Consider the following 23,797-nt stretch of genomic DNA (forward strand, 5'->3'; position numbering starts at 1 on the left):
AACGATGTTAATGAGTAGAAGAAAAGGACATGCAGCAAATCATATCGTCAGAATCAACGGAAAACGAATCGATCTCAAAGCATTAGAACAGGTCGTGATGCTTCATTTTCCATTAAAGGAATGTGCATTCATCCCGAAGAAAAATGAAGAAGGCAGCCTCTCGCTTGTGCTATTTGCACAGGCGAAGGACCCTTCGCTAGCAAGAGAGGATCTGATGACAGGCGCGCTTCACCCTGATGAAGTGCCAGCCGCTCTCGTCTTATTGCCTTCCTTGCCAAGGACAGAAAGTGGAGCGGTCGATACAGTAGCACTGCTTTCGATTGACATCATTGATGAAGAGAGTTTGAGAAAGATAGAAGATCGTACGAAAGCTATAGATGGAGTAGAGGAAGCGGCTGCTCTCATTGAAAGTCAGACAGAAAAACAAACGCCTTATCACTTAGATGATCTGTTTCCTAATCGGCAGCGTGCGCAAGGGAACGAATCGATCTCGAAGGATGAAGAGGGCGAAACAAAGCAAGCATCCGCTCATGAAAAGCCGCCTGCACTTGTGTATGGCGGGGATGTCATCAAAAAACCAGGCACACCTGTCACACTGACAGAGGTGTTGATTCGATCAGCCTTTATGTCACCTGACCGCGGGGTGACCTATATCAAAGAAGGCGGGCGCACGTTGACCCAATCCTATCCTGAGTTACTCACAAACGCAGAACGGGTTCTGTCTGGTTTAAGGAAAGCAGGCCTGACAAACGGCGATCAAGTGTTACTACAATTGAAAGATCATCAAGATTTCATCACTGCGTTTTGGGGCTGTATTCTCGGTGGTATCATTCCGACTCCGGTTTCTGTACCGCCTGTTTATGATGAAACGAATCAAGCTGTGAACAAGCTGAAAGGCGTGTTTCGGCTGCAAAATGAACCGTTTATTATGACGAATGAAGCAAGTGCTGAGGACATTGCTGGGCTGCGTGAGTCATTTGAGGCAAAAGACATACCTATTTTAACAATCGAAACATTGCTCTCGTGTGAACCTGATGAACAGCATTATGAGCCAGAGCCAGATGAGCCTGTGCTTCAGCTGCTCTCTTCAGGAAGTACGGGTGTGCCAAAGTGTATCCGTCACAACCATCAAAGTATTTTATCTCGAATCATCTCCTTTGAGCAGACAAATGGCTTTACGCATGAGGATGTGTCGCTTAACTGGATGCCGCTTGATCATGTAGGAGGCATTGTCATGTTTCATGTGCATGACGTCTACTTTGGCTGCCAGCAGATTAGTCCATCCATCGATCAATTTATCGAGCGGCCGATGGTGTGGCTGGATTGGGTAGAAACATACGGCGTCACAAGGACATGGGCACCGAATTTTGCTTTTGCGATGATGAATGAATATGAGGACGACATTCGCAAGGGGAGCTGGGATCTCTCCACACTGACTTATATCATGAATGCAGCCGAAGCGGTTGTGCCAAAAGTAACGCAGCGCTTCATGCATATGATGGGTCAGCACGGATTAAGCCGTCATGCGATGGTGCCGGCGTACGGCATGTCTGAAACATCCTCAGCCATTGTTCAATCAAAGAAATTCATGCGGCATGGTGATCAGGATGGACAGCTGACGATTGATCAGACTTCGTTAACAGGTGAAATCCAATACGTGGCGCAAGATCATCCGCACAAAATGACGTTTACAGAAGTCGGCGCACCGATTCCGTCTGTATGGATTCGGATTGTAGACGAGCATCATCATGTGCTGCCAGAAGATCAGGTCGGCCGCTTGCAGGTGAAGAGTCCGACGATTATGATGGGCTATCATCAAAATGAGGAAGCCAATCAAGAGGTATTTGCGGAAAATGGCTGGTTTCACACGGGGGATTTAGGATTTATCCACGAAGGGCGTCTTGTTCTGACAGGCCGGGAAAAGGACATCATCGTCATCAACGGAGCCAACTATTTGAATTACGAAATTGAAGCAGTTGTGGAAGAGGTAGACGGGGTGGAAGTCACCTTTGCCGCTGCGTACGGCATCTACAATCCCGAATCAAGCAACGACACGCTTGCCGTCTTCTTTGTCACACAAAAGGAATCGCTAGAAGAACAAATCACGATGATTCAGCAGATTAGAGAGGCCATTATTCGTAAAATTGGCATAGAGCCCGATCACATCATTCCAGTGAAAAAAGACCAATTTCCGAAAACAGAAAGTGGAAAGATCCAACGTGCTCAGTTAGGCGCGGCGCTAAAAGAAGGGGTATTCCGTGACATTGAAAGGGCACTGGATCTTGCTTCTGAAAATGAACAAACACTACCAGATTGGTTTTTCAAACGCACTTGGGCAAAGGAGCATATTGGTCCGTCTCAGCCTGCTGCTGATCATGTACTCGTTTTCGAGGATGAAAAAGGGCTTTACCAATCACTTTACGCCCAATTGGAACAAAGAAATCAGCCTTATGTTTCTGTGAAAAAAGGACATGAATTTTTGCGTCTGTCCAAAGGGATGTACCAGATGAACCCGAGAATCAAGGGGGATTATGTCAGGCTCGCTGCAGCACTTGAAGCAGATGAATTAAAGACAGGGTGCATACTCCATTTGTGGAATGTGACAGACAAAGAAGCCATTGATGAGCCTGCGCAGTTCACAGAAATGCATGCGAGGTCCAATCAATCGATTTTGTACTTGTATCAAGCGTGGAGGCAAGAGAACAAAGAGCCTGTCCGGCTTGTTGTGGTGACAAAGGGTGGTCAATTTGTGAATGCTGAAGACGATCTTCATGTGGAGAAAACGTCGCTCGTTGGTTTATTAAAAACCATCCCGCAAGAATGGGAAGGAGCAGAGGTGTCCCATATTGATATTGAAGCGGAGCAAGTGGAACAGGATGCAAAGCACATTGCTGATGAGCTGTCGGCGATTCATATAAAAGCAGAGGTGGCATACCGAAAAGGGCACAGGCTCGTACCAAAGCTGGAAAAAGTCGATATGATGAACGCACCTCAAACAGAAGGATTTTTAGAATATGAAGGACTTTATTTGCTGACCGGAGGACTTGGCGGTATTGGATTTGAACTATCTAAGCAGTTGCTCCAATTTGGCCTAAAGCTTGTATTGATTGGAAGGACTTCTTTGGAAGACAGCTTGGAAAAGAAAGAAGCGTTCTCACAGCTAAAAGACCTTGGTGATGTCATCTATGTGCAAGCGGATGTGACCGATTTAGCTGACGTGGAGCGAGCGATTTACAAAGCAGAAAAACATTTTGGTCAATCCATCCGGGGTGTGCTGCATTTAGCTGGAGCAGGCAATGTGTCAGAGCATTTTCAGCATGCGGATAAGTATACATTGGCGCATACGTCAGAAAAGGATTTTACAAAGGAACTGTCAGGGAAAGCGGACGGAGCGTTTGTCCTGCAGGAAGCCTTCAAGTATGACCCGGCAGTACCACTCGTCTTCTTTGGATCAGTAAATGGCTTTTTTGGCGGTACAACATTCGGGGCTTACTCTGCGGCCAACAGCTTTTTAGATGGACTTGCGCACACGCTCACCTTTCAAGAAGGAAGACGGGCGATCTCTTTAAACTTTAGCATGTGGGATAATCTTGGTTTGTCTAAGGGACATACCGGCGCTGCCCTTACCGTCCGCAAGGGATTTCAATTGATTGGAAAGAAGCAAGGTCTCCATTCATTATGTCTAGGTGCTCGGCTGAATGAAGCGCATCTATTTATCGGACTAGATGGAGCCAATCCAGAAATCGCAGCGTATCTTCAGCCAGCGCCAATACCGACTTTTGAGAAAAAGCTTTTTTACACAGTTCAGCCTGGCAAAGAAGTGCATGTGGAAGATATCGCAGGCGGAACAAAAGGTGACTGGGATATTCAGCAAGTACAGGAAATACCGAAAAAACTAGATGGCTCTATTGATCATGAAGCCGTTAAGCTGAATCATCACAAAAATGGACAACCCCTTGAAAAACAATTGCCAGAAACGAAAACAGAGCAAATGCTTGCTGCCATATGGGAGGACATTTTAGACGTTGATCGTGTGTACAAAGAGGATCAATTCTTTGACCTTGGCGGACATTCATTAAAGGCGACTCAAACCATTTCTCGGATCAATCATGAGTTTTCAATCAAGGCGCCTTTAAAAATATTATTTGAAAGCAAGCATCTGGCACATTTGGCGCAAATGGTTGATGACATCAAAGAGGCACCTGCTGTTCAGGAAGCCAATATTCCAAAGTTGGAAAAGCGAACAAGCTATGAACTGTCACATGCTCAGAAGCGTATTTGGTTCTTATCCACATTGGAAAAGAGCCATCATTACAATATATTAGGTGCTTGGAAGCTGACAGGACAATTGCACATTCAAGCGTTAACAAAAGCGATTGGTCTCTTAACGAAACGTCATGAAGCACTACGCGCAACTTTTCAATCGCTTGGCGGCAAGCCGGTTCAACTGATACGTGAAGACCTTCCGCCATCCGTCACTGTTGCGAACTTCTCATTATTTAATGAAAAAACAAGAACGAGAAGACTCGAGCAGCTTATTCAGCAAGAAGCGAACCGCATTTATGATTTAGAAAGAGGGCCTCTTTCGCAGTGGACGATTGTGGATATGGGCAATGAAGAATTTTATCTTCTTTGCGCGCAGCACCATATCATTTCAGATGCATGGTCGCTCAGTCTGCTCATTCAGGAGTTAGAAGTGGCATATGACGGGCTTCTTGCAGATGAAGCGCCGCAGCTCCCAGCGCTGGAAATTGAATGGACAGATTATGTCCATTGGGAAAATGAGCAAGTAATGCATCATCAAGTAGACCAAGCCTATTGGCTCGATCATTTACAAGGTGATCTTCCGGTGTTAGAGCTGCCGTTTGACCGTCCTCGCCCGCCAGTTCAAACATTTAACGGCGCTACAGAGCAAATCGTCTTGGAAGATACGCTTATCCGCCGTTTGCAGGCTTTGTCCAAGCAGCAGGGCACAACACTGTTCATGACGATGCTGTCAGCGTACTACGTCCTGCTTCACAAGCTGTCAGGACAGACAGATATCATCATTGGCTCACCGATCGCAGGGCGGGATGCCAAGCAATCAGAGAAGCTTGTTGGAATGTTTGTGAATACACTCGCGCTGAGACAGGATATCTCCACAGCAGATACGTTTGCTGATGTCATGGAAAACGTGAAGGAGATGACATTAAAAGCCTTCGAGCATCAGCGTTATCCATTTGACAAGCTTGTCGATGATCTTTCATTAGATAGAGATTTAAGTCGATCGCCTATTTTCCAAGTGGCCATGGGCTATGTAACAGATTCGCTCCATGTCAATCTCAAAGGGCTGACAAGTGAACATGTGATGGTTCATCATACAGTGTCTAAATTTGATCTCACCTTACATGTATTTGAACAGGGGGATCAGCTGTCGATCCATGTGGAATACAATACAGATTTATTTGATCAAGAGACCATTCATCGTTATATGAATTATTATCTTCATCTGCTAGATGGTATGACAGCTCAGCCTGAACGTACATTTTCTGATTATTGCTTAATGGACAAAGCGGAACAGGCTGCGATGATCATAGGGAAAAACCAAACGGCTACGCCATATCCAAAGCGCACCATTCAAGAGCTGTTTGAAGAACAGGTGCAGCGTGATCCGCACCGCATTGCCTTGTCTTATTTGGAAGAGCACATGACGTATCAAGAGTTGGATGAGAAGGCAACACAGCTTGCTGCTTACTTGCAATCAAAAGGAGTTGGACCAGGTTCACTTGTACCGATGCTTTTTGATCGTTCCTTTGACATGATTGTCTCAGTGCTAGGCATTGTCAAATCTGGTGCTGCATATGTTCCAATGTCACCAGAATATCCAGATGCGCGAATCCGCCTCATTGTTCGCGATACGCAAAGTGATGTGATCATCACTCAATCTCATTTAATAGAGCGTCTAGTAGACTTTACAGGTACAAAGATTGAGATGGACAAGCCATTACCAGTAACAGATGCAGTGTATCAAAGAGAACAATCAATCATTGGAGAAGACCAGTTAGCCTATGTCAACTACACATCAGGCTCAACAGGTACACCAAAAGGCGTCATGCTCCCCCATGCAGGAGTTGTCCGTCTGGTTCGAAAAACAAACTATATAAAACTAGGTCCAGATGATAAGATGCTTCAGCTCTCAAACTATGCTTTTGATGCCTTTACATTTGAGTTGTGGGGCATGCTGCTGAATGGCGGTCAGCTCATTCTGATTCCGAAATATGCCGCACTGAATATGGATGAATTATCACGGCTGATCAAAGTGCATCAAGTGACAGCCAACTGTCTGCCAACCGCTTTATTCAATCGGCTGGTGGAGCACGATCCAAAAAGTGTAGCAGGCTACCGCACATTACTCGTTGGCGGAGAAGCGATGTCCAGTGAGCATGCACGAAAGGCACTGCCACATATGGAGGGTGTACTCATCAATGCTTACGGCCCAACAGAAAACACGACCTTAGCCACAACACATCAAGTCATGCACATGCCAGAGGGAGCAAGGTCAGTTCCGATTGGTGTCCCAATATCGAATTCAACTGTTGTCATACTAGATGATGCGCTCAACCCAGTGCCAGCAGGCGTCAAAGGAGAAATTTATATCGGCGGCACAGGTCTGGCAAAAGGCTACCTTCATGATCCAGAGCGGACGCATGAACGGTTTATAGACAATCCATTCCCTGAACTAGGGGGAGACAGGCTGTATCGTTCAGGTGATCTAGGTACATGGCGTTCAGATGGCACCATTGAATATCTCGGCCGAAAAGACAATCTCGTGAAAATTAGAGGCTACCGGATTGAATGTGGAGAAATAGAGACAGCTCTCCTCAAGCATCCACAAATAAAAGAATGTACAGTCATCGCCAAAACGTATGGCAGCTCAAAACGGCTGGCGGCCTACCTTGTTACAGACGGAGAGAATCCTGTTTCAGGCTGGAAAGCATTTTTACAGGAAAGCCTGCCAGGCTACATGATTCCAAGTTACTTTATTGTAATGGACGAAATGCCAGTCACAACAAACGGAAAGGTTGATCAAAAAGCACTGCCAGACCCAGCAGAAACGATCTCTCTTTCTCAAGGGGATGACAAACCAGTCACCGAAACACAGCAGTTGATTGTCACAGCTTTCAAGGACGTGCTTGGTGTCAAACAAGTAGGCATACATGACTCATTTTTTGATTTAGGCGGCGATTCAATTATGAGTATCCAAGCTGTTGCCAAATTAAAAGAACAGGGGATTCATGTGGATCCAAAATGGATTTTCATGCATCCAGCGCCGGCTCAGCTAGCCGCACATGTGGACGCAATGCCAGAGGCCGGAGAGCACGTAGAAAGGTCTCCAAAGGACTACGTGATTGAGCTGAAAAAAGGCGATCCAGCCGTACCGAGGATTTTCTTTGCACCGCCTGCCGGTGGAACGGTGATGGGCTATATCGATGTGGCTCAGCTGATGACACATCAAGGCGCTGTGTACGCCTTGCAGTCTCCTGGCTTATATGAGGATGAAGAACCGCAATTCCTCCATTACACAGAGCTTGTGTCCATATTTGTTGAAGCCATTGAGACCTTCTATCGACCTGGTGTTGACTATCTAGCAGGGCATTCAATGGGCGGGCACCTTGCCTACGGAATGAATCAGCGGCTCTGCCATGCAGGAAAAGCGCCGAAAGGACTCATCATTTTAGATACCGTCCCTGTGTTAAGAGATGAGGCAGATCAGGCGCTCCATGCGGATATGAACGAAGAAGAAGTGAAAATGCTTGCGCTTGTCCTTGGAATGGGGAATCTTGTCGGCATCCAGCCAGAAGCATTACAAGGGCTGAGCTTCCAAGAAGTGAAGCAAAAAATACTCAAAGAGGCAGAAAAGGATGAAGTGGTTCATCAATTTATGAATGATCAGTATTTAGATAAATATTTGCAAATGCAAACGCATAATACAATCATGTCACAAGCCATTGAATTAGAAAAAGAACCATTCGATGTGCCGTTTTATATTGTACAAAGCAGTGATCACGCCATTGATTTTCAGAAGAAGTTCTCAGACTGGGAGGCTTATACGAAAGGATCATGCTCGTATTATCACATCAAAGGAGACCATGTCACCATGATGAAAAGGCCGCAGGCAGATGAACTGGCACGGATTCTTCAAACGATGATAAAGGGGTAAGAACATATGAACCATTTATTTAAAACCTTTGAAAAAAAATCAGACCTTATTCAACTTATTTGTTTTCCTTTTGCAGGCGGTTATTCCGCCTCGTACCGCCCGCTTTTTGAACAGCTAAAAGGCACTGCCGAAGTAACAGCAGCAGAGCCCCCAGGTCATGGAACCAATCTCATGCCGCTCGAAACGAGCATTGACCGATTGGCTGAGCTATACAAAGAAGGGCTCTCGGGCAACTTGAACCGCCCGTTTATCCTGTTCGGACATTCCATGGGAGGACTTGTTGTGTATAGACTGGCTCAGCTGCTAGAAAAGGAAGGAATCGATCCTGCAGCAGTCGTGATCTCGGCTATTCAGCCGCCGCAAACAAAACGACAGATCCTGACCCATTTATCGAATGAAGCATTTGTTCAGCATATTGCCGAAATGGGCGGGATTCCAAAGGAATTATTAGAGAACAAACCAATGATGGATTACTTTACGCCGTCCTTACGTGCAGACTATCAGGCGCTGGAAACCTTCCAGCACAAAGATCAATCCATCATCGAAACACCCGTTTATTTATTCAATGGAACAAAAGATGAAAAATGCATGAAAGATGCAAATGGCTGGCTGCCATGGGCAAAAACCATCGAACGCACCAATTTCGAAGGAGGGCACATGTATATCAACACACACCTCGAGCCCTTCGCAGAACAGATGAGACATGTGATTGACGTTGCAAGCAAACAACAATTAATGAAACTTTAAAAGAAAGCGGTCCTCCTTAAAGGGACCGCTTTTTCTTATGAATTCCGCTTTTTCACCACATTCCCACCAATCACTCCGCCAATGACCAGAACACCTCCGATGAGATGATACCAATCGATTGTTTCATGTAAAATGAGAACCCCAGCGGCAACTGTAATAAACGCAGATAAATTGTTAAAGATGCTGACCTTTGCCGCTTCAAGCTGAGAAAGGGCATAGTTTGATAAATATGCCGTGAGAAGTGATGAAAGAATGCCTAAAAAGAGCATTGACCATACAAAGGATGGTTGTGTAAATGGGCTGAAAAATTGCGGCATTGTCCCGTTTACTGAATGCCGGATGAGCGCAGTGGCATTGAAGAAGACAAATCCAAAGAATGTCATCACGAAGGTGAGTTCAATCACATGGAAGCGCCGTGTAATCACCCGGGCAAATACACTGTATGCACTGGATGATAAGGCAGAAAGCAATATCAGTCCATAGCCGATCATGTGTGAATGCTTCACATCAATTCCCTTCATGACAAAGAGAAGCATCACCCCGCACACAGAAAGAATGGTAAACAGCACTTGGATCCATGTCGCGCGTTCCTTTAAAAACCACGCGGCAAGCACCATTGTCAGAATAGGAATCGTTGCCTGAATAATACCAGCCTCTGACGAAGAGGTATACATCAGCCCCCATACTTGAAAAGCAAAAAACAACACAGGATAAAGCAAGGAAAACGGTACGATGTAGAGAAGATCTCGCCATTGAATGGAGAGGCGGATTTTCTTTCGTAAAAATGGATACAGCAATAGTGCGGCTGCAAAAGAAACTGTAAAGCGGTGTGCCAATAAATCGATCGGGTTTGCTGATTCTAATGCAATTTTGACAAACAAAAATGAAAAACCAATGATCGTGGCGTAGCCTATCGCGGCAGCATACGCTTTCTGTTTTGAAATGTCCACAATTTGACTCCTTATACGAGCATGCATGCTTCAGTTGAATTGACCGGTTCTGTTCTTCTATCGTAATCGGATCATCTAAAGTGTACAATAAGAGAACATGATATCTGTACCGGTACAAGGAGGAAGTGGTGTGAGGAAATATGATCAGCTTGTTCTCAGCTTAAAAGAGAAGATGACGTCTGGTGAATACAATGCTGGCATGAAGATCCCTTCCATTCGCCATTTGGCGGCTCAATATGCAGTGAGTAAAAGCACTGTCATCAAAGCACTGGACACATTAGAACGTGAACATCTGCTGTATTCTGTAGAAAGAAGTGGCTATTATGTCGTGAAAACAAAGCAGTCAGCGGGGAAACAGGATAGCACATGGATTGATTTTGCTTCATCTGCACCTGATCCCGTCGTGTTTCCATATGTTGATTTCCAGCACTGCATCAACCAAGCCATCGATTTGTATCAAAATGACTTGTTTATATACGGCACAGCCAACGGATTACCCTCGCTGCTGCCAGTCATTTCTAAGCGATTAATGGATTATCAAGTGTTTGCAAATCCAGAACAGATCGTTATGACTTCTGGTATTCAGCTGGCGTTATCCATTTTAAGCACCATCCCTTTTCCGAATGGCAAACAGACCATATTAGTCGAACAGCCAGGCTATCATCTATACCTTCAATATTTAGAAAAAAATCAACTGCCTGTACGGGGGGTTCAGCGGACGGAAAAGGGAATTGACCTTCAGGAATTGGAGCGCATCTTTCGAGAAGAGGAGATTCGTTTTTTCTATACGATGCCAAGGTTTCAAAACCCGCTTGGAACGAGCTTGTCAAAGCAGGAGAAAAGAGCGATTGCAGCTCTTGCCGAGACATATGACGTCTATATCGTTGAAGATGATTACATAGCCGATTTAGAATTCGACGCAAAAAGAGACCCGATCTATTCGTACGATCAGGCGGGGAAGGTCATTTATTTAAAAAGCTTCTCCAAAATCATCTTTCCAGGACTTCGAACAGGAGCGGTCGTCTTACCTGAGGAACTGATTAGACCTTTTAGCGAACACAAACGGCTCATTGACATCGACAGCTCCATGCTGTCACAGGCAGCCTTAGAAATATATTTAAAAAGCGGGATGTTTGAACGGCATCGAGACAGAATGCGGGCGACCTATCGCAACCGATCCAAACAACTAGTGACATGCCTGAAAAGCGATCAAATCGCTTATCAACTGGGAGAAGAGGAGCCAGCTACTCATACACATGTACGTTTCGATCGGTCAATTCCGATGAACCAGCTCATTCAGCAGCTGAAAAAGGCATCTGTTTCCATTCAGTCAATCGACCGCCATTATCTGTCGACTTATCAAAAAGACCCCATTCTTCAGTTGAACATTTGGCATGTGAAAGAAGAGCAAATCACACGTGGAGTCGATTTGATAAAGACAGCATTTCAGCAAATTGGGCGATATTAAAGACGAGACAGCACGTCACGGCAAGAGAGTATCTCAACACGTTCAGCCGCAGAAGGCTTTCGTGTACACACCGCCATTTTGTAGGTAGGATCGAGTGAGTATGTTTGAACAAAGCAGGGCGCTTCATGATCAGGTAATGCAAGCGTCGCCTGTCCATCCTCTGACAGGCGGGCTGTAAAGGACGAAAGACCATAAGATAATCCCTTTCCAGTCAACTTGATAAAGGCCTCCTTCATTGACCATAAATGAAAGAAGTAGGCTTCCTGCCGTTCTGCCGGTTGTGAAAGTAAATCCTCATACTCATCTACTGAAAAAAATCGTTTAGCAATCGCTAGATCAATCGGTTTGATCTCCTCAATATCAATACCTACAGGTGCATCATCTATTGCGCAGACGACCCAATCACCAGAGTGAGAAAGATTAAAATGAAAAGAAGGAATGTGCCGGACGACAGGCTTGCCATTGCCCTCTGTTTCAAAATCGATCTGATCAAAAGGCAGATCGTACATATCATGGATCACCTGACGAACCAGAACCTCACCTAACAAGGTCCTCCTTGCATCGACCAAAAAGCGAAAACGCTCAGCCGCAGCACGTTTTTCAGCTGAAACAAAGGGTTTCAATTGATCGATTTGTTTTCGTGCATGGATGTCATCTAAATGTTGTAATTGGATAGCGAAAATCTTCATAATGAACCTCTAATTTTTTACATTGATTGTACCATTGGAGAGCGCCGTACAAAAGGGAAACAGACCTCCTTTTCAGCGAAAGCTCAAAATGACAGGAAGTGGAAGGGTTGGGTTGATTTCCTCTTATGAATATAAAAAAAATCTGTTTATTTATTTTGACACAAGAAAAGCCATTCTTTTTGTAGAATGGCTTGTTCTTATCGGATAAGCGTTTGAACAGGTTTCTCTGCTGTTTTTGTAATAAGCAGCTGCAGAAGCCGTGTCGATTGCGGCAAGGAGAATCGAAGGACGAGACCTGTGAAAATAGCCGTCAGAATCGTGCCAACGCCAATCGGCCCGCCGAGCATCCATGCAAATAAAAGCACTGTTAGCTCAATGCCATTTCGCACCCACTGCACGTTCAATCCTGTTTTCGCTGAGATGAGCAGCATTAATGAATCCCTTGGCCCGGCGCCAAGATTCGCTGAGACATAAACGCCAACACCATAACCTGAAACCACAACGCCCGTAATAAACACATATAAAGCGGGTAAATACCCATGTGGTGCAGGTAATACCGCATTAAAGAAATCTATAAACATACCAATCAGCACCATGTTCAGTAATGCGCCGATCTTTGGAAATGATTTCGTGAAAACAGATGTTAGTGTCACAATCAGTGCACCAATAATGATGGACCACTGTCCAATCGTGAGTCCAAAGTGCTGAAACAGTCCGTAGTGGAAAGCGTCCCAAGGACCAATGCCTAGAATCTTTCCTTTCACTGTCAGCGATAGTCCAAAAGCTAGTACGATCAATCCAACAAAATAAAAAAACCAACGTAAAAGATGTTCCCGCTTCAAAAGCTTTCCCTTCTTTCTTAAACACTCGAATTCAATCGTAACATACTCCCACGCCCCTTTAAATGGCTTTGCTCAATTGTAATCGCTTACTTATAAAAAGAATTTTTCGCATCGTAAAAGGTCAAAACAAGAGCAAGACTTTCGACTTGTTTTTTTTAACAAAGTGAACCAATCATTCCCTTTTTTTAAGATAAAATGAAAAAAATTCAATATATACTGACAAAAAATAAGCATCACCCAATTAAAGAATATTTATCTTTAAATAGAAAGGATTGTATGTAATTCACATCATAAGACCTGTTTGGAAAATAGATAGATGAGGAATTTCGGGATGGAAAAAGGTTATTTTATTGGAAAAACATAAGCAAATCAATCATCGGGAGGTATTTAGTTCAAAATGTCTATTTTTGTCGAAAATAGTCATTTAGTCCTGTTGAGGCTTTTGAAATCTTACTGATATTCTTTACCAAAGTGTGGGAGGTGAACTGGTACATACCATTATGATTAAAGCAGGGAAAAGGGGATGTCAAAAAATGAATATATTAAAAAGAACGAGTCAATTATTTCTTATATTGGTGCTGATTGCTGGGAATTTATTAACAGTTTCACCACCTGTTACGAAAGCCGCTGGGACGGTGGTTGTCAATAACGCAGATTCCTACATGATTGGAAATGGGAAGTTAGTTCTTTATCAGCTTGATGGGCAAAATCCAACAAACGTAAAGGCTAGTGTACAGGTGAAGGGAATTAATTCGACTGTAGTGAACGGTGTTGCTGTGAATGATCAAGAAAACACTGTGTATGCAACTACGACAGCAAGTGGAGAGCCAGTTCTTTATAAAATAAATGCGACCACTGGACAAGCAGAGCGTGTAGGTGTTTTAGGCGGAAGAGCGCCAAATGCCGTTGTTTATAACGGTAAATATATTCATTCGTATGCGGTTGGTGGAGAACCCTACCTTGCAACGTACGACTTAGCAACTGGTCAAAAAACGGCCAAGAAAATTGTCGGTTATGACGTTGGCCCTGGCATTGGCGGAGACATTGGCGGAGACCTTGTAGTCGATAAGGATGGCTATCTTTGGTTCGCATCTAATACCAGTGGGTCCATTGCGCAAATGAATCCTGAAACAGCTGAAGTAATTCGAGTGATTCCAATCACAAATGCAGATGGTAAACCTATTGAGGGAGGAGTACGAGGAATTAGCTTTTTGCCAAATGGACAAATGCTATTACAATCAGGAAAAGATGACTCTATCGGTCATTCTACTCTTTTCACACTTGATGCGAAAACATTAAGTACAACATATATGGGCACTGCAGGTGATTCATTATCTTACGACTTAGCTTCAAGGGTGAAGCCCGAATTTGATCCATATCCTCCTAACCTTGAATCAGAAAAATCTGTTGCCTTACAGAAAAAAGCAGAAGGCAACACAGATGAAAAGAATCCAGAAGTAGGCGACACTTTGCTTTATACAATTAGAGCAAAAAATACGGTGCAATACGGTATTCTTAAAAATCTGACCATATCAGATAACCTTCCGAGCAGCTTAGCCTATGTGCCAGGCTCACTTAAGGTAGATGGCGTAAGCGTCACAGATGCAAAAGACCAAGACAAAGGTGATTTTACAAACGGTACTGTTACAGGTCAAATAGGTGATGTGAAAGACACCGATTGGCACACCGTGACATTTGAAGCGAAAGTAGCAAAAGGTCAAGCTGGCAAAGATATTCAAAATACAGCCAATGTCAAAGGGGAAAACACACCGCCAGACAATCCAACTACAAACATAGAGATTTATCCTCGAGATCCGAAGCTTGAATCAGAAAAATCAGCGGTCTTACAGAAAAAAGCAGATGGTAATACAGATGAGAAGCATCCAGAAGTAGGCGACACTTTGCTGTATACCATTCAAGCCCGTAACACTGTTGAAGACAGCTTCATTGAAGATCTTGTGATTTCTGACAAGTTACCTCAAGGGTTATCATATGTACCAAATTCTCTACAGATAGATGGGAATCCAGTCACAGATACAAAAGATGACGACAACGGTGATATGACAGGTGGAACTGTCACTGGAACGTTCGGTGAAGTGAAAGATGCGAAATGGCATACCGTGACATTTGAAGTCACAGTTGAAAAAGGTCAGGCAGGCAAAGACATTCAAAATACAGCGAGTGTCACAACCGGCAACACACCGCCAGACGAGCCGACAACGAATGTAGAAATCTATCCTCGTGACCCGAAGCTGACTTCTGAAAAATCAGCCGTCTTGCAGAAAAAAGCAGATGGTAATACAGATGAGAAGCATCCAGAGGTCGGTGACACACTTCTTTATACGATTAAAACAAAGAATACGATGGAAGACAGTCTCGTTAAAAACTTAGTGATTTCGGATGAACTGCCGGAAGGATTAGCATATGTGCCGAATTCACTTGAGGTAGACGGACAAGCGGTGACAGATGAGCAAGATCAAGACAATGGGGATGTCACAAACAGAACCGTATCAGGACAATTCGGTGACATTAAGGACACCGATTGGCATACCGTGACGTTTGAGGTCACGGTTGAAAAAGGACAGTCTGGTAAAGACATTCAAAATACAGCGAGTGTCACAGGTGAAAATACACCACCAGACGATCCAACAACAAAAACAGAAATCTATCCGCGTGACCCAAAGCTTGAATCAGAAAAATCAGCCGTCCTGCAGAAAAAAGCAGAAGGTAACACAGATGAGAAGCACCCAGAAGTAGGGGACACCCTTCTTTATACAATTAAAACAAAGAACACGATAGAAGATAGTCTTGTTGAAAATCTAGTGATCTCAGATCAATTACCAAAAGGGCTGGAGTATGTCGCTGGTTCTCTTGAGATTGATGGAGAATCTGTCACAGATGTGAAAGATGACGATAGCGGTGACTACACAGATGGAAAGGTCACGGGTTATTTTGGCGATGTGAAGGACACGGACTGGCACACTGTGACGTTTGAAGTGACAGTTGAAAAGGGACAGGCGGGTCAAGACATTCAAAACACAGCCGAAGTAACAGGTGAAAACACGCCGCCAGATGATCCAACAACGAAAACAGAAATTTACCCTCGTGAACCAAAACTATCATCAGAAAAGGCAGCGAGCATTCAGAAAAAAGCAGAAGGAAACACAGATGAAAAGACACCACAGGTAGGCGACACCCTTCTTTATACGATCAAAACAAAGAATCTTGAAGAAGACAGCATCGTCAAAAATTTAGTCATCGCAGATCAACTGCCAGAAGGTCTTGAATATGTCGAAGGATCATTAAAAGTAGATGACCAAGCCGTCACAGATGCAAAAGATGACGACATCGGAGACTACACAAAAGGCACAGTAACTGGCCACTTTGGCGATATCAAAGACACGGACTGGCATACGATTACTTTTGAAGCGAAGGTTGCTAAAGGCCAATCAGGTAAAAGCATTCAAAACACAGCCAAAGTAACAGGCGAAAACACACCGCCAGATGAACCGACAACCGAAACAAAAATTGATCCAAAGGATCCAAAGCTTGAATCAGAAAAAACATCTAAGATTTCTCAAAAAGCAGAAGGGAATAAAGATGAAAAACAAGTTCAAGTAGGCGACACCCTTCTTTATACCATCAAAGCAAAAAATAGTGTAGAAGACAGTGTCATAAAAGATCTAGTCATCGCAGATCAACTGCCAGAAGGTCTTGAATACGTCGAAGGGTCATTAAAAGTAGATGGACAAGCTGTCACAGATGCAAAAGATGACGACAACGGAGACTACACAAAAGGCACAGTAACCGGTCAATTTGGCGATATCAAAGATACGGACTGGCATACGATTACTTTTGAAGCGAAGATCGCTAAAGGATATGAAGGTAAAACCATTCAAAATATCGCAGTTGTGAAGGGTGAGAATGTTGACGAACCAGACAAACCTGAAAACTCCACAACGGTAGAACCGCCGCATGTGCCAGAGGTGCCAGGGAATCCAGAACAGCCTTCTCATTCAGAAACGGATACACCTGGTCATCATCTTCCGAACACTGCAACAGCGATGTACAACCTTTTACTAGCAGGATTTGCACTCGTATTAATAGGTGCTGCCCTTATTGTATGGAAAAGAAGAAAAAGAAACGGGTAATCGTCCATGGTTCAAAAAATCATCTCAGCGACATTGATCACAGCAGGTATTTGTCTTGTGATGATAGGATATATGAGGATCGTTGATGGGCAAAGGCAAGTAGATCAATCTTTCCAGTCTGCACAAGCAGCCATCCAGCAAAAGGGGCAAACAGATTCCCCTTTTGTCCCGAAGGCTGGTGAAACCATTGGGCTCTTGCACATTCCAAAGTTAAATGCTGAGTTACCAATTGTAGAAGGAACAGAAGCGGAGGATTTAGCAAAGGGCGTTGGTCATTATCACGAAAGCTATTTACCTAATGAACAAGGACAAATCGTTTTATCTGGGCATCGTGATACTGTGTTTAGACGAACAGGAGAACTGGTGAAAGGGGATCAACTCGTCATTGAACTTTCATATGGACGATTTACCTATGAAATTGAGAAAACAAAGATTGTGAAAAAAGATGATCAAAGTATTATTACATTGCAACAGGAAAAGGAAGAACTTATCCTCACCACATGTTATCCTTTTTCTTTCATTGGTCCTGCACCAAACAGATATATCATATATGGGAAGCGTGTTTAGCCACTGGATCAGCCTGCAACTTATCCTTTCCCTAACCGATTAGAGCGCTTCATTCCTTGATAAAAAGGGAATCGCCTATATCTATAGAGATGCAGGAGGGGGTCAATTTGTTAAATCAAGACTATGTAAGATATATAGATAACGTCGGAAGAATTGTTCTGCCGACAGATATAAGAAAACGGTTGAAAATTCATCCGCGCGATTTTATGGAGATTTATCGAGAAGAAGACCAAATTGTCATGAAGCCGTATTGGCAGGATAAACCTTGTATCGTCACAGGGGAAGTAACAGGCTCCAACAAAGTGCTATCGGGTGGAGTCGTTATCAGTCCAGAGGGAGCGAGATTGCTCTTGCAAGATTTACTGGCGCTTCGCCTGCAAAAAGAAATATGAAAAAAGGCTGTTCTCATCACGTGAGAACAGCCTTTTTTCATCATACTGGATTCAAAATCCGGTTTAAGAATTGTTTTGTTCGTTCTTCCTTCGGTCGTTTGAAGATTTCTTCTGGAGGACCTTGTTCGACGATGACGCCGCCATCAATAAAAATCACTTCGTCCGCCACTTCTTGGGCAAACTTGATTTCATGTGTGACAACTGCCATGGTCCAGCCTTCTTTCGCTAAATCCTTCATGACCTTTAAGACTTCCCCGACAAGCTCAGGGTCAAGTGCAGAGGTGGGCTCATCAAAAAGCATGAGCTCTGGCTGAATGGCAAGTGCACGGGCAATCCCGACACGCTGTTTTTGACCGCCTGAGAGCTGGAATGGATACAAATCTTTTTTATCCTCAAGTCCTACCTTTTGCAAGAGCTGAATGGCTTCTTTTCGAACCGTTTCCTTTGGACGGCGCTGCACTTGGACAGGACCTTCCATCACATTCTCAAGAACAGTACGATGCGGAAACAGGTGATAATCTTGAAACACCATTCCCGATTTCCGGCGTAGCTTTAGCAGATCAGCTGATTTATTTTTTTTCGAAAAATCAATTGAGAAATCATCGAAGGTAAAGGAGCCGCCATTTGGTGTTTCAAGTGCATTTAAACAGCGAAGCATCGTTGTTTTTCCTGAACCTGATGGGCCAAGAATGGCGACAACCTGCCCTTTGTTGATCGTAAAATCTATTGACTTTAAAATCTCATTTTCACCAAAGGATTTTTTGAGACCTTTGACTGTTAGCATGTCGTTCCCTCCTTACCTTGCGACATATCGATCAAGTCGTTTTTCAATTTGATGCTGAACGAGCGATAGAATGAAGCAGAATACCCAATAGATCAGGGCTGCCTCCATATAAATGAACAAGATCTGATCCAAATTCGCCGCAGCAATTTCCTGAGATTTACGGAAAAGCTCTGCTACGAGGATTTGGGAGGCAAGAGATGTATCCTTCACCAAGCTAATGAATGAATTAGATAGAGGTGGAATCGATACACGCACAGCCTGCGGTAAAATCACGCGGACGAGCGTTTTACGATGCGTCATCCCGATTGAATAACCAGCTTCCCATTGTCCTTTAGGAACAGATAGGACGGATGCACGGATAATTTCCGACGCATACGCACCTACGTTTAATGAAAAAGCAATAATGGCACTTGGATATGGATCCAGTGTGATATTAAATGTCGGAAAGAAATAGAAAATAATAAACAATTGCACAAAAAGCGGCGTTCCACGAACGGCCGACACATAGATGGAAAAAAGCCATCTGAGGGCTTTGATTTTAGACATTCTAGCAAGAGCTGTCACAAGCGCGATAAAAATACCAATAATAAAGGCAATGATGGCGAGGGGGATTGTATAATAAATCCCCTGCATCACCATTGGCCAAAAAGATTGCTGAAGAAGATCCCAAGGAATGACGACTCCTAGGGTATTACTTTGTAACATCTTCACCAAACCATTTCTTAGAAATCTTAGCAAGTGTACCGTCTTTTTTCATTTCTTTTAATGCGCCATTCACTTTGTCAACGACTTCGCCGCTGCCTTTTCTGAATGCAAAGTAAGTTTCTTGAGGATCTCCTGTTTCAAATGCAACTTTTAGGTTTTTGTTCCCGCTTGTTTTCAAGTAATTCAATACAGCCAGCTTGTCATTGAACGTCAGATCAGCACGTCCTTGCTGAATCAATTGAATTGATTGTGCAAGACCTTCAACGCCTTCAATTTTAGCGCCAGCATCTGTAGCTAGTTTATTGTAGTTACTTGTTAATGATTGTGCTGCTTTTTTGCCTTTTACATCAGATAGTTTCTTGATGTCGTTGTTATCTGATTTTGTCACAACAATGGCTTGAGACGTTGTGTATTTATCAGAGAACTCGTATTGATTTTCACGTCCAGTTTTACCAACTTGGTTCGCTACCACGTCAAAACGTTTTGAATTCAGTCCAGCAAACATGCTGTCCCATTGTGTTTCTTTGAATTCGGGTTTTAAGTCAAGACGTTTTGCTACTTCTGTGATGACTTCTACATCGTAGCCAGTTAATTTATCTGTCTTTTTGTCATGGAATGTGAAAGGAGCATAAGTACCCTCTGTTCCGATCGTCAGAACACCTTTATCCTGAATGGATTTCCAAAGGTCACCTGATTCCTTAGACCCAGATTGTTTATTCGCGTTGTCGCTTGCACCAGATCCACATGCCGTGATCAATGCAACACAAGCGCCTAACATAATGGCAAAGAACATTTTTTTCATTTTATTCCCCACTTTTCTTGTTGGTATTTACAACATATGATCTTACAGAGAAGCAACCTAAAAGTAAAGCATTTGAAACTAGCTTGAGCGAATCTCACCAACTTTATGCCCGCAACCCGTTTCTTTCAAACCTCTCACGTCTACAAAGCCTTTCATCTTTTATTTGTGCGAACATTATTAAAATAAAGACTTTGAGACAGTGACCATAGAAGGAAGCATATTTATTATAAAAGATGTATAATTAGTAGGTTGTTTTGAAAATGGAATGAATCACATGGAGACATGTTTTGATAAGTTATCATCTTAGAAGAAGGAGGGCATCATTGTGGATGTTGGACAAAATCAGCCTGAGCAATTGAAAAGGGCGATGACCTCCCGTCATTTATTTATGATTTCACTTGGCGGTGTCATTGGGACAGGCTTTTTCTTAGGAACGGGCTATACGATTGGACAAGCAGGGCCAGTCGGAGCCGTTCTTTCTTATATTGTGGGCGGATTGATTATGTATTTAACCATGCTGTGTCTTGGAGAGCTGTCGGTCGCACTTCCTGTGTCTGGGTCGTTTCATACGTATGCGACGAAATTTGTCAGCCCTGCAGCGGGTTTTGCGGTCGGCTGGATTTATTGGCTTGGCTGGGCAGCAACGGTCGCCCTTGAATTTTTATCAGCAGGACAGCTGATGAGGCGCTGGCTCCCGCAAGTGGATGTGTGGATTTGGTGTCTCATATTTGGACTGTGTCTTTTCTTATTAAATGCCCGGTCGGCGAAAGCGTTCGGGGAGTCGGAGTTTTTCTTTTCAACCATTAAGATCATTGCGATTTTACTCTTTATAGGTGTAGGCGGAGCGGCGATGTTTGGTTTTATTGAAACAACGAGCGGTGAACCTGCCCCTTACTTCAGTCATTTTGTGAGTGATGGGCTGTTTCCAAATGGATTGCTCGCCGTTGTGGTCACGATGATTACCGTGAACTTTTCATTCCAAGGAACAGAGCTGATCGGGATTGCGGCAGGAGAAAGTGAAAACCCTGAGAAAACCGTTCCTCGTTCGATACATCAGACTGTTTGGCGTACACTCGTCTTTTTCGTCTTATCTATCTTTGTCTTAGCGGGTATGGTGCCTTGGAAGGAAGCGAGTGTGCTGCAAAGTCCGTTTGTTACTGTATTTGAGAGAACGGGCATTCCTTTTGCGGCAGATATCATGAACTTTGTCATTATCATCGCTTTATTATCTGTTGCCAACTCTGGCTTGTACGCATCGACGAGAATGCTCTATTCCTTATCGAAAGAAGGAATGGCAGGAAAAGCATTTAGACGCGTGAATCAGCGCGGTATTCCGATGAATGCCTTACTGCTCACGTTCCTGTTTACAGGGATTTCGCTATTATCCGGGTTCTTTGCAGAGAAAACAGTTTTTGCCTGGATCGTGTCCATTGCCGGCATGAGTGCCCAGACTGGCTGGATCACCATTACATTATCACAGATGCTTTTCCGCAGAAGATATCTTAAAGCAGGCGGAAAGCTGGAAAACTTAAAATTTAAAACCCCTCTCTATCCGGTTCTGCCGATTATTGCAATTACTCTCAACACCATTGTGTTGATCAGCCTTGCCTTTGATCAGGAGCAGCGCATCGGGTTATATGTCGGCGTCCCTCTCATGATCATTGGGTATGTCGTCTATCACCGCTATGTGAAAAAGCATCAAGCGAAAAGTGAACCGCTTAAGCTGCAAATTCATGGAGATGACGAGATCCGGTTTTAAAATCAAAAAACACTAAATTTAAGATATTTAAAAACACCTCTGATATAAATCTGAAGGTGTTTTTTTCTTGAAGTGATTCTGGAACTGCTCATATCAATAGAAGTACTATTTAACTGAGCTGCAGTTCTCAACTAACAACAAAAGTTAGTTCATATCCTGCTGTTTAAAATCTTGTTGTTCAAAATTTTGGAGCTTATTCTGATATCCTACGTTATTATTACCCCAAAGGTTCTCGTAATCCCATCCTGTTAGCGCTTTCAAAACACTTCTTGTTTCATCATCAGCCTGTTCCATTGAACCATTATTCTTTAACCTATTAATTTCATTAATCATAATGGAATGAGTTTTCTTAGATAATTTAAATTTAAATGAAATAACTAAACTAATACCGACTAGCCCTACAGTTCCGAAAAACAGAATACCTACAATCCCATTTATTGCTGTAGTAGACTGTGTCGTCGCGCTTGCAACAAATCCACTTTCCTGTAAGATAACTCCTACCAAGAATGTGGCTAAAGCTGTAGTACTCTTGCGTGTAAAAGTCATAATACCTGCAAATATTCCTTCTCTTCTTTTACGAGTTACCATTTCATCTACATCAGGAATGAAAGTGTAAATATTCCATGGTATATAATATAATCCACTCTTTCCGATGCCTAAGATAACAGAGAAAGCATATAGCGCTATAATCATATAAGTTGGTTGTGTGAAGTATAAAAATATATAACCGCTTATACATGTAATAATAGCAATATAAGATATTTTCAAAGATGGCGCAGGACCTATTTTAATCACGAGCCAACCAAACAATATTGTACATAACATTTGAAGTAATGAACCAATAGATAATAAATCGGCTGCCAACACTGCATCTTTATTTAAAGAAAACACAATAAAGTAGACAAAGACAGCGTTTAAAATATCCATGGCAGTAAACGAACAAATATACATAGTGATGTGCTGACGGAAACTTCTAATTCTAAAAGTAGATGTTAAGTCAATGATGATTTTTTTTAAGGATTCTATAGCAGGTACTTTTTCTACACCATAAGGTTCTATCATGTCTTCTTCTATTTTACGTTCCCATGTTGTTCTATGTGTAATTAATAATGCAGCCATAAAAATAAAGGTGAAGATCATCCCATTGTAAAGAAAAACTTGAGGTGAATCTTTTCCGAATATTTCGAATAATCTGCCTGGAATAAAGGTAGCTAAAAATGTTCCTAGTCCTGAATAGATTAATCTTATTGTTGAGAGCTTGGTCCGTGCATTAAAATCATTCGTCATTTCAGCTCCAAGTGTTTCAAATGGAATTAATACCATTGCTGCAAGGAATTCTAACAAAATATAAACCGTTAAATAGTACCAGTAATTCATATCAGAAATCCAAAGAAGCGAATAAATAACCATCAAAGGGCTTCCAACTAGTAAAAAGAACCTGCGTCTTCCAAATTTTTTCCCAAGTTTTGTACGACCAAAATGGTCAGTGATATGGCCCATAATTGGGCTAGCTATAGCATCAATAATACGAGCAATTGCAATAATAGATCCTGCTTCAACAGGGGTAAGACCACAGTATGTAATGAAAAAATATAACATCCATGCGCCTATTATAGCGAATGCTCCCCCTCCAAATAAATCCATTGTTCCATAACCAATATAATTTTTGAGTGTTAGTTTCCTGTTCTCAGTCTGCATTCTTATTTCTCCTTTCCAAGCCTACTTATAAATTTAAAAAAAT

The 23,797-nt window shown here is 43.0% G+C and carries 14 protein-coding genes; 7 read left to right on the forward strand and 7 right to left on the reverse strand.

All coding sequences use genetic code 11. The features are described from left to right. The first annotated feature begins 4 nt into the window (after positions 1-4). Entirely contained in the window at positions 5-8,200 is an 8,196-nt protein-coding gene (locus tag MHH54_RS02040) for an amino acid adenylation domain-containing protein (RefSeq protein WP_342500610.1), read from the forward strand. 6 nt (positions 8,201-8,206) lie between these two features. Beyond that, a complete protein-coding gene (locus tag MHH54_RS02045; RefSeq protein WP_050945481.1) occupies positions 8,207-8,947 on the forward strand; it encodes an alpha/beta fold hydrolase in 741 nt (246 codons plus the stop codon). A 35-nt stretch (positions 8,948-8,982) separates the two neighbouring features. Here the strand turns inward: MHH54_RS02045 and MHH54_RS02050 are convergent, their stop codons facing one another. Beyond that, positions 8,983-9,924: a DMT family transporter gene (locus tag MHH54_RS02050; protein WP_221450748.1), complete on the reverse strand. Its 942-nt coding sequence runs from the start codon at positions 9,922-9,924 to the stop codon at positions 8,983-8,985. A 103-nt stretch (positions 9,925-10,027) separates the two neighbouring features. On the opposite strand from MHH54_RS02050, the gene MHH54_RS02055 reads away from it, so the two are divergent. Further along, positions 10,028-11,365: a PLP-dependent aminotransferase family protein gene (locus MHH54_RS02055; protein WP_342500611.1), complete on the forward strand. Its 1,338-nt coding sequence runs from the start codon at positions 10,028-10,030 to the stop codon at positions 11,363-11,365. Here MHH54_RS02055 and MHH54_RS02060 read toward each other — a convergent pair. Next, positions 11,362-12,054 carry a 4'-phosphopantetheinyl transferase superfamily protein gene (locus MHH54_RS02060; RefSeq protein WP_342500612.1) on the reverse strand — a complete coding sequence of 231 codons (693 nt, stop codon included), beginning with the start codon at positions 12,052-12,054 and terminating at the stop codon, positions 11,362-11,364. The two genes, MHH54_RS02055 and MHH54_RS02060, sit on opposite strands and share 4 nt — an antisense overlap. 197 nt (positions 12,055-12,251) lie before the next feature. Then, a complete protein-coding gene (locus MHH54_RS02065; RefSeq protein ID WP_003214121.1) occupies positions 12,252-12,896 on the reverse strand; it encodes a YitT family protein in 645 nt (214 codons plus the stop codon). 533 nt (positions 12,897-13,429) lie between these two features. Here MHH54_RS02065 and MHH54_RS02070 point away from each other — a divergent pair. The 3 genes from MHH54_RS02070 to MHH54_RS02080 all read left to right on the forward strand — a co-directional run bounded on the left by MHH54_RS02070 (position 13,430) and on the right by MHH54_RS02080 (position 18,006). Beyond that, positions 13,430-17,047 (forward strand): isopeptide-forming domain-containing fimbrial protein, encoded by a 3,618-nt coding sequence (locus MHH54_RS02070; protein ID WP_342500613.1) that lies wholly within the window; start codon positions 13,430-13,432, stop codon positions 17,045-17,047. Positions 17,048-17,053: 6 nt separating this feature from the next. Then, positions 17,054-17,614, forward strand: coding sequence for a class D sortase (locus MHH54_RS02075; RefSeq protein ID WP_003214376.1), 561 nt, complete (start codon positions 17,054-17,056; stop codon positions 17,612-17,614). Between the two features lie 107 nt (positions 17,615-17,721). Beyond that, on the forward strand, positions 17,722-18,006 hold the full coding sequence (locus MHH54_RS02080; RefSeq protein ID WP_003214268.1) for an AbrB/MazE/SpoVT family DNA-binding domain-containing protein: 285 nt from the start codon (positions 17,722-17,724) through the stop codon (positions 18,004-18,006). A 40-nt stretch (positions 18,007-18,046) separates the two neighbouring features. Here MHH54_RS02080 and MHH54_RS02085 read toward each other — a convergent pair whose 3' ends face one another. The 3 genes from MHH54_RS02085 to tcyA are packed head-to-tail and all read right to left on the reverse strand — an operon-like array spanning position 18,047 to position 20,297. Further along, complete coding sequence (locus MHH54_RS02085; RefSeq protein WP_003214030.1) at positions 18,047-18,790, reverse strand: amino acid ABC transporter ATP-binding protein; 744 nt, start codon at positions 18,788-18,790, stop codon at positions 18,047-18,049. 12 nt (positions 18,791-18,802) lie between these two features. After that, a complete protein-coding gene (locus MHH54_RS02090; protein WP_003213873.1) occupies positions 18,803-19,495 on the reverse strand; it encodes an amino acid ABC transporter permease in 693 nt (230 codons plus the stop codon). Further along, complete coding sequence (gene tcyA / locus MHH54_RS02095) at positions 19,482-20,297, reverse strand: cystine ABC transporter substrate-binding lipoprotein TcyA (RefSeq protein WP_003213831.1); 816 nt, start codon at positions 20,295-20,297, stop codon at positions 19,482-19,484. Before tcyA ends, MHH54_RS02090 begins: the two co-directional genes overlap by 14 nt. A gap of 367 nt (positions 20,298-20,664) precedes the next feature. Here tcyA and MHH54_RS02100 point away from each other — a divergent pair, with 367 nt between their 5' ends. Further along, positions 20,665-22,056, forward strand: coding sequence for an amino acid permease (locus MHH54_RS02100; RefSeq protein ID WP_050782681.1), 1,392 nt, complete (start codon positions 20,665-20,667; stop codon positions 22,054-22,056). Positions 22,057-22,200: 144 nt separating this feature from the next. Here the strand turns inward: MHH54_RS02100 and MHH54_RS02105 are convergent, their stop codons facing one another. Then, on the reverse strand, positions 22,201-23,754 hold the full coding sequence (locus MHH54_RS02105; RefSeq protein WP_003214469.1) for an MFS transporter: 1,554 nt from the start codon (positions 23,752-23,754) through the stop codon (positions 22,201-22,203). Positions 23,755-23,797: the final 43 nt, after the last annotated feature.

The organism is Bacillus sp. FSL K6-4563 (genome assembly GCF_038630405.1).
Classification (GTDB): Bacteria; Bacillota; Bacilli; order Bacillales; family Bacillaceae; genus Bacillus; species Bacillus pumilus.

Bases quoted from the DNA above. Each gene is read 5' to 3' on its own strand.
- MHH54_RS02040 (WP_342500610.1), top strand. From the start codon at position 5: ATGTTAATGAGTAGAAGAAAAGGACATGCAGCAAATCATATCGTCAGA.
- MHH54_RS02045 (WP_050945481.1), top strand. From the start codon at position 8,207: ATGAACCATTTATTTAAAACCTTTGAAAAAAAATCAGACCTTATTCAA.
- MHH54_RS02050 (WP_221450748.1), bottom strand. From the start codon at position 9,924: ATGCATGCTCGTATAAGGAGTCAAATTGTGGACATTTCAAAACAGAAA.
- MHH54_RS02060 (WP_342500612.1), bottom strand. From the start codon at position 12,054: ATGAAGATTTTCGCTATCCAATTACAACATTTAGATGACATCCATGCA.
- MHH54_RS02070 (WP_342500613.1), top strand. From the start codon at position 13,430: ATGAATATATTAAAAAGAACGAGTCAATTATTTCTTATATTGGTGCTG.
- MHH54_RS02075 (WP_003214376.1), top strand. From the start codon at position 17,054: ATGGTTCAAAAAATCATCTCAGCGACATTGATCACAGCAGGTATTTGT.
- MHH54_RS02085 (WP_003214030.1), bottom strand. From the start codon at position 18,790: ATGCTAACAGTCAAAGGTCTCAAAAAATCCTTTGGTGAAAATGAGATT.
- MHH54_RS02090 (WP_003213873.1), bottom strand. From the start codon at position 19,495: ATGTTACAAAGTAATACCCTAGGAGTCGTCATTCCTTGGGATCTTCTT.
- tcyA (WP_003213831.1), bottom strand. From the start codon at position 20,297: ATGAAAAAAATGTTCTTTGCCATTATGTTAGGCGCTTGTGTTGCATTG.
- MHH54_RS02100 (WP_050782681.1), top strand. From the start codon at position 20,665: ATGACCTCCCGTCATTTATTTATGATTTCACTTGGCGGTGTCATTGGG.
- MHH54_RS02105 (WP_003214469.1), bottom strand. From the start codon at position 23,754: ATGCAGACTGAGAACAGGAAACTAACACTCAAAAATTATATTGGTTAT.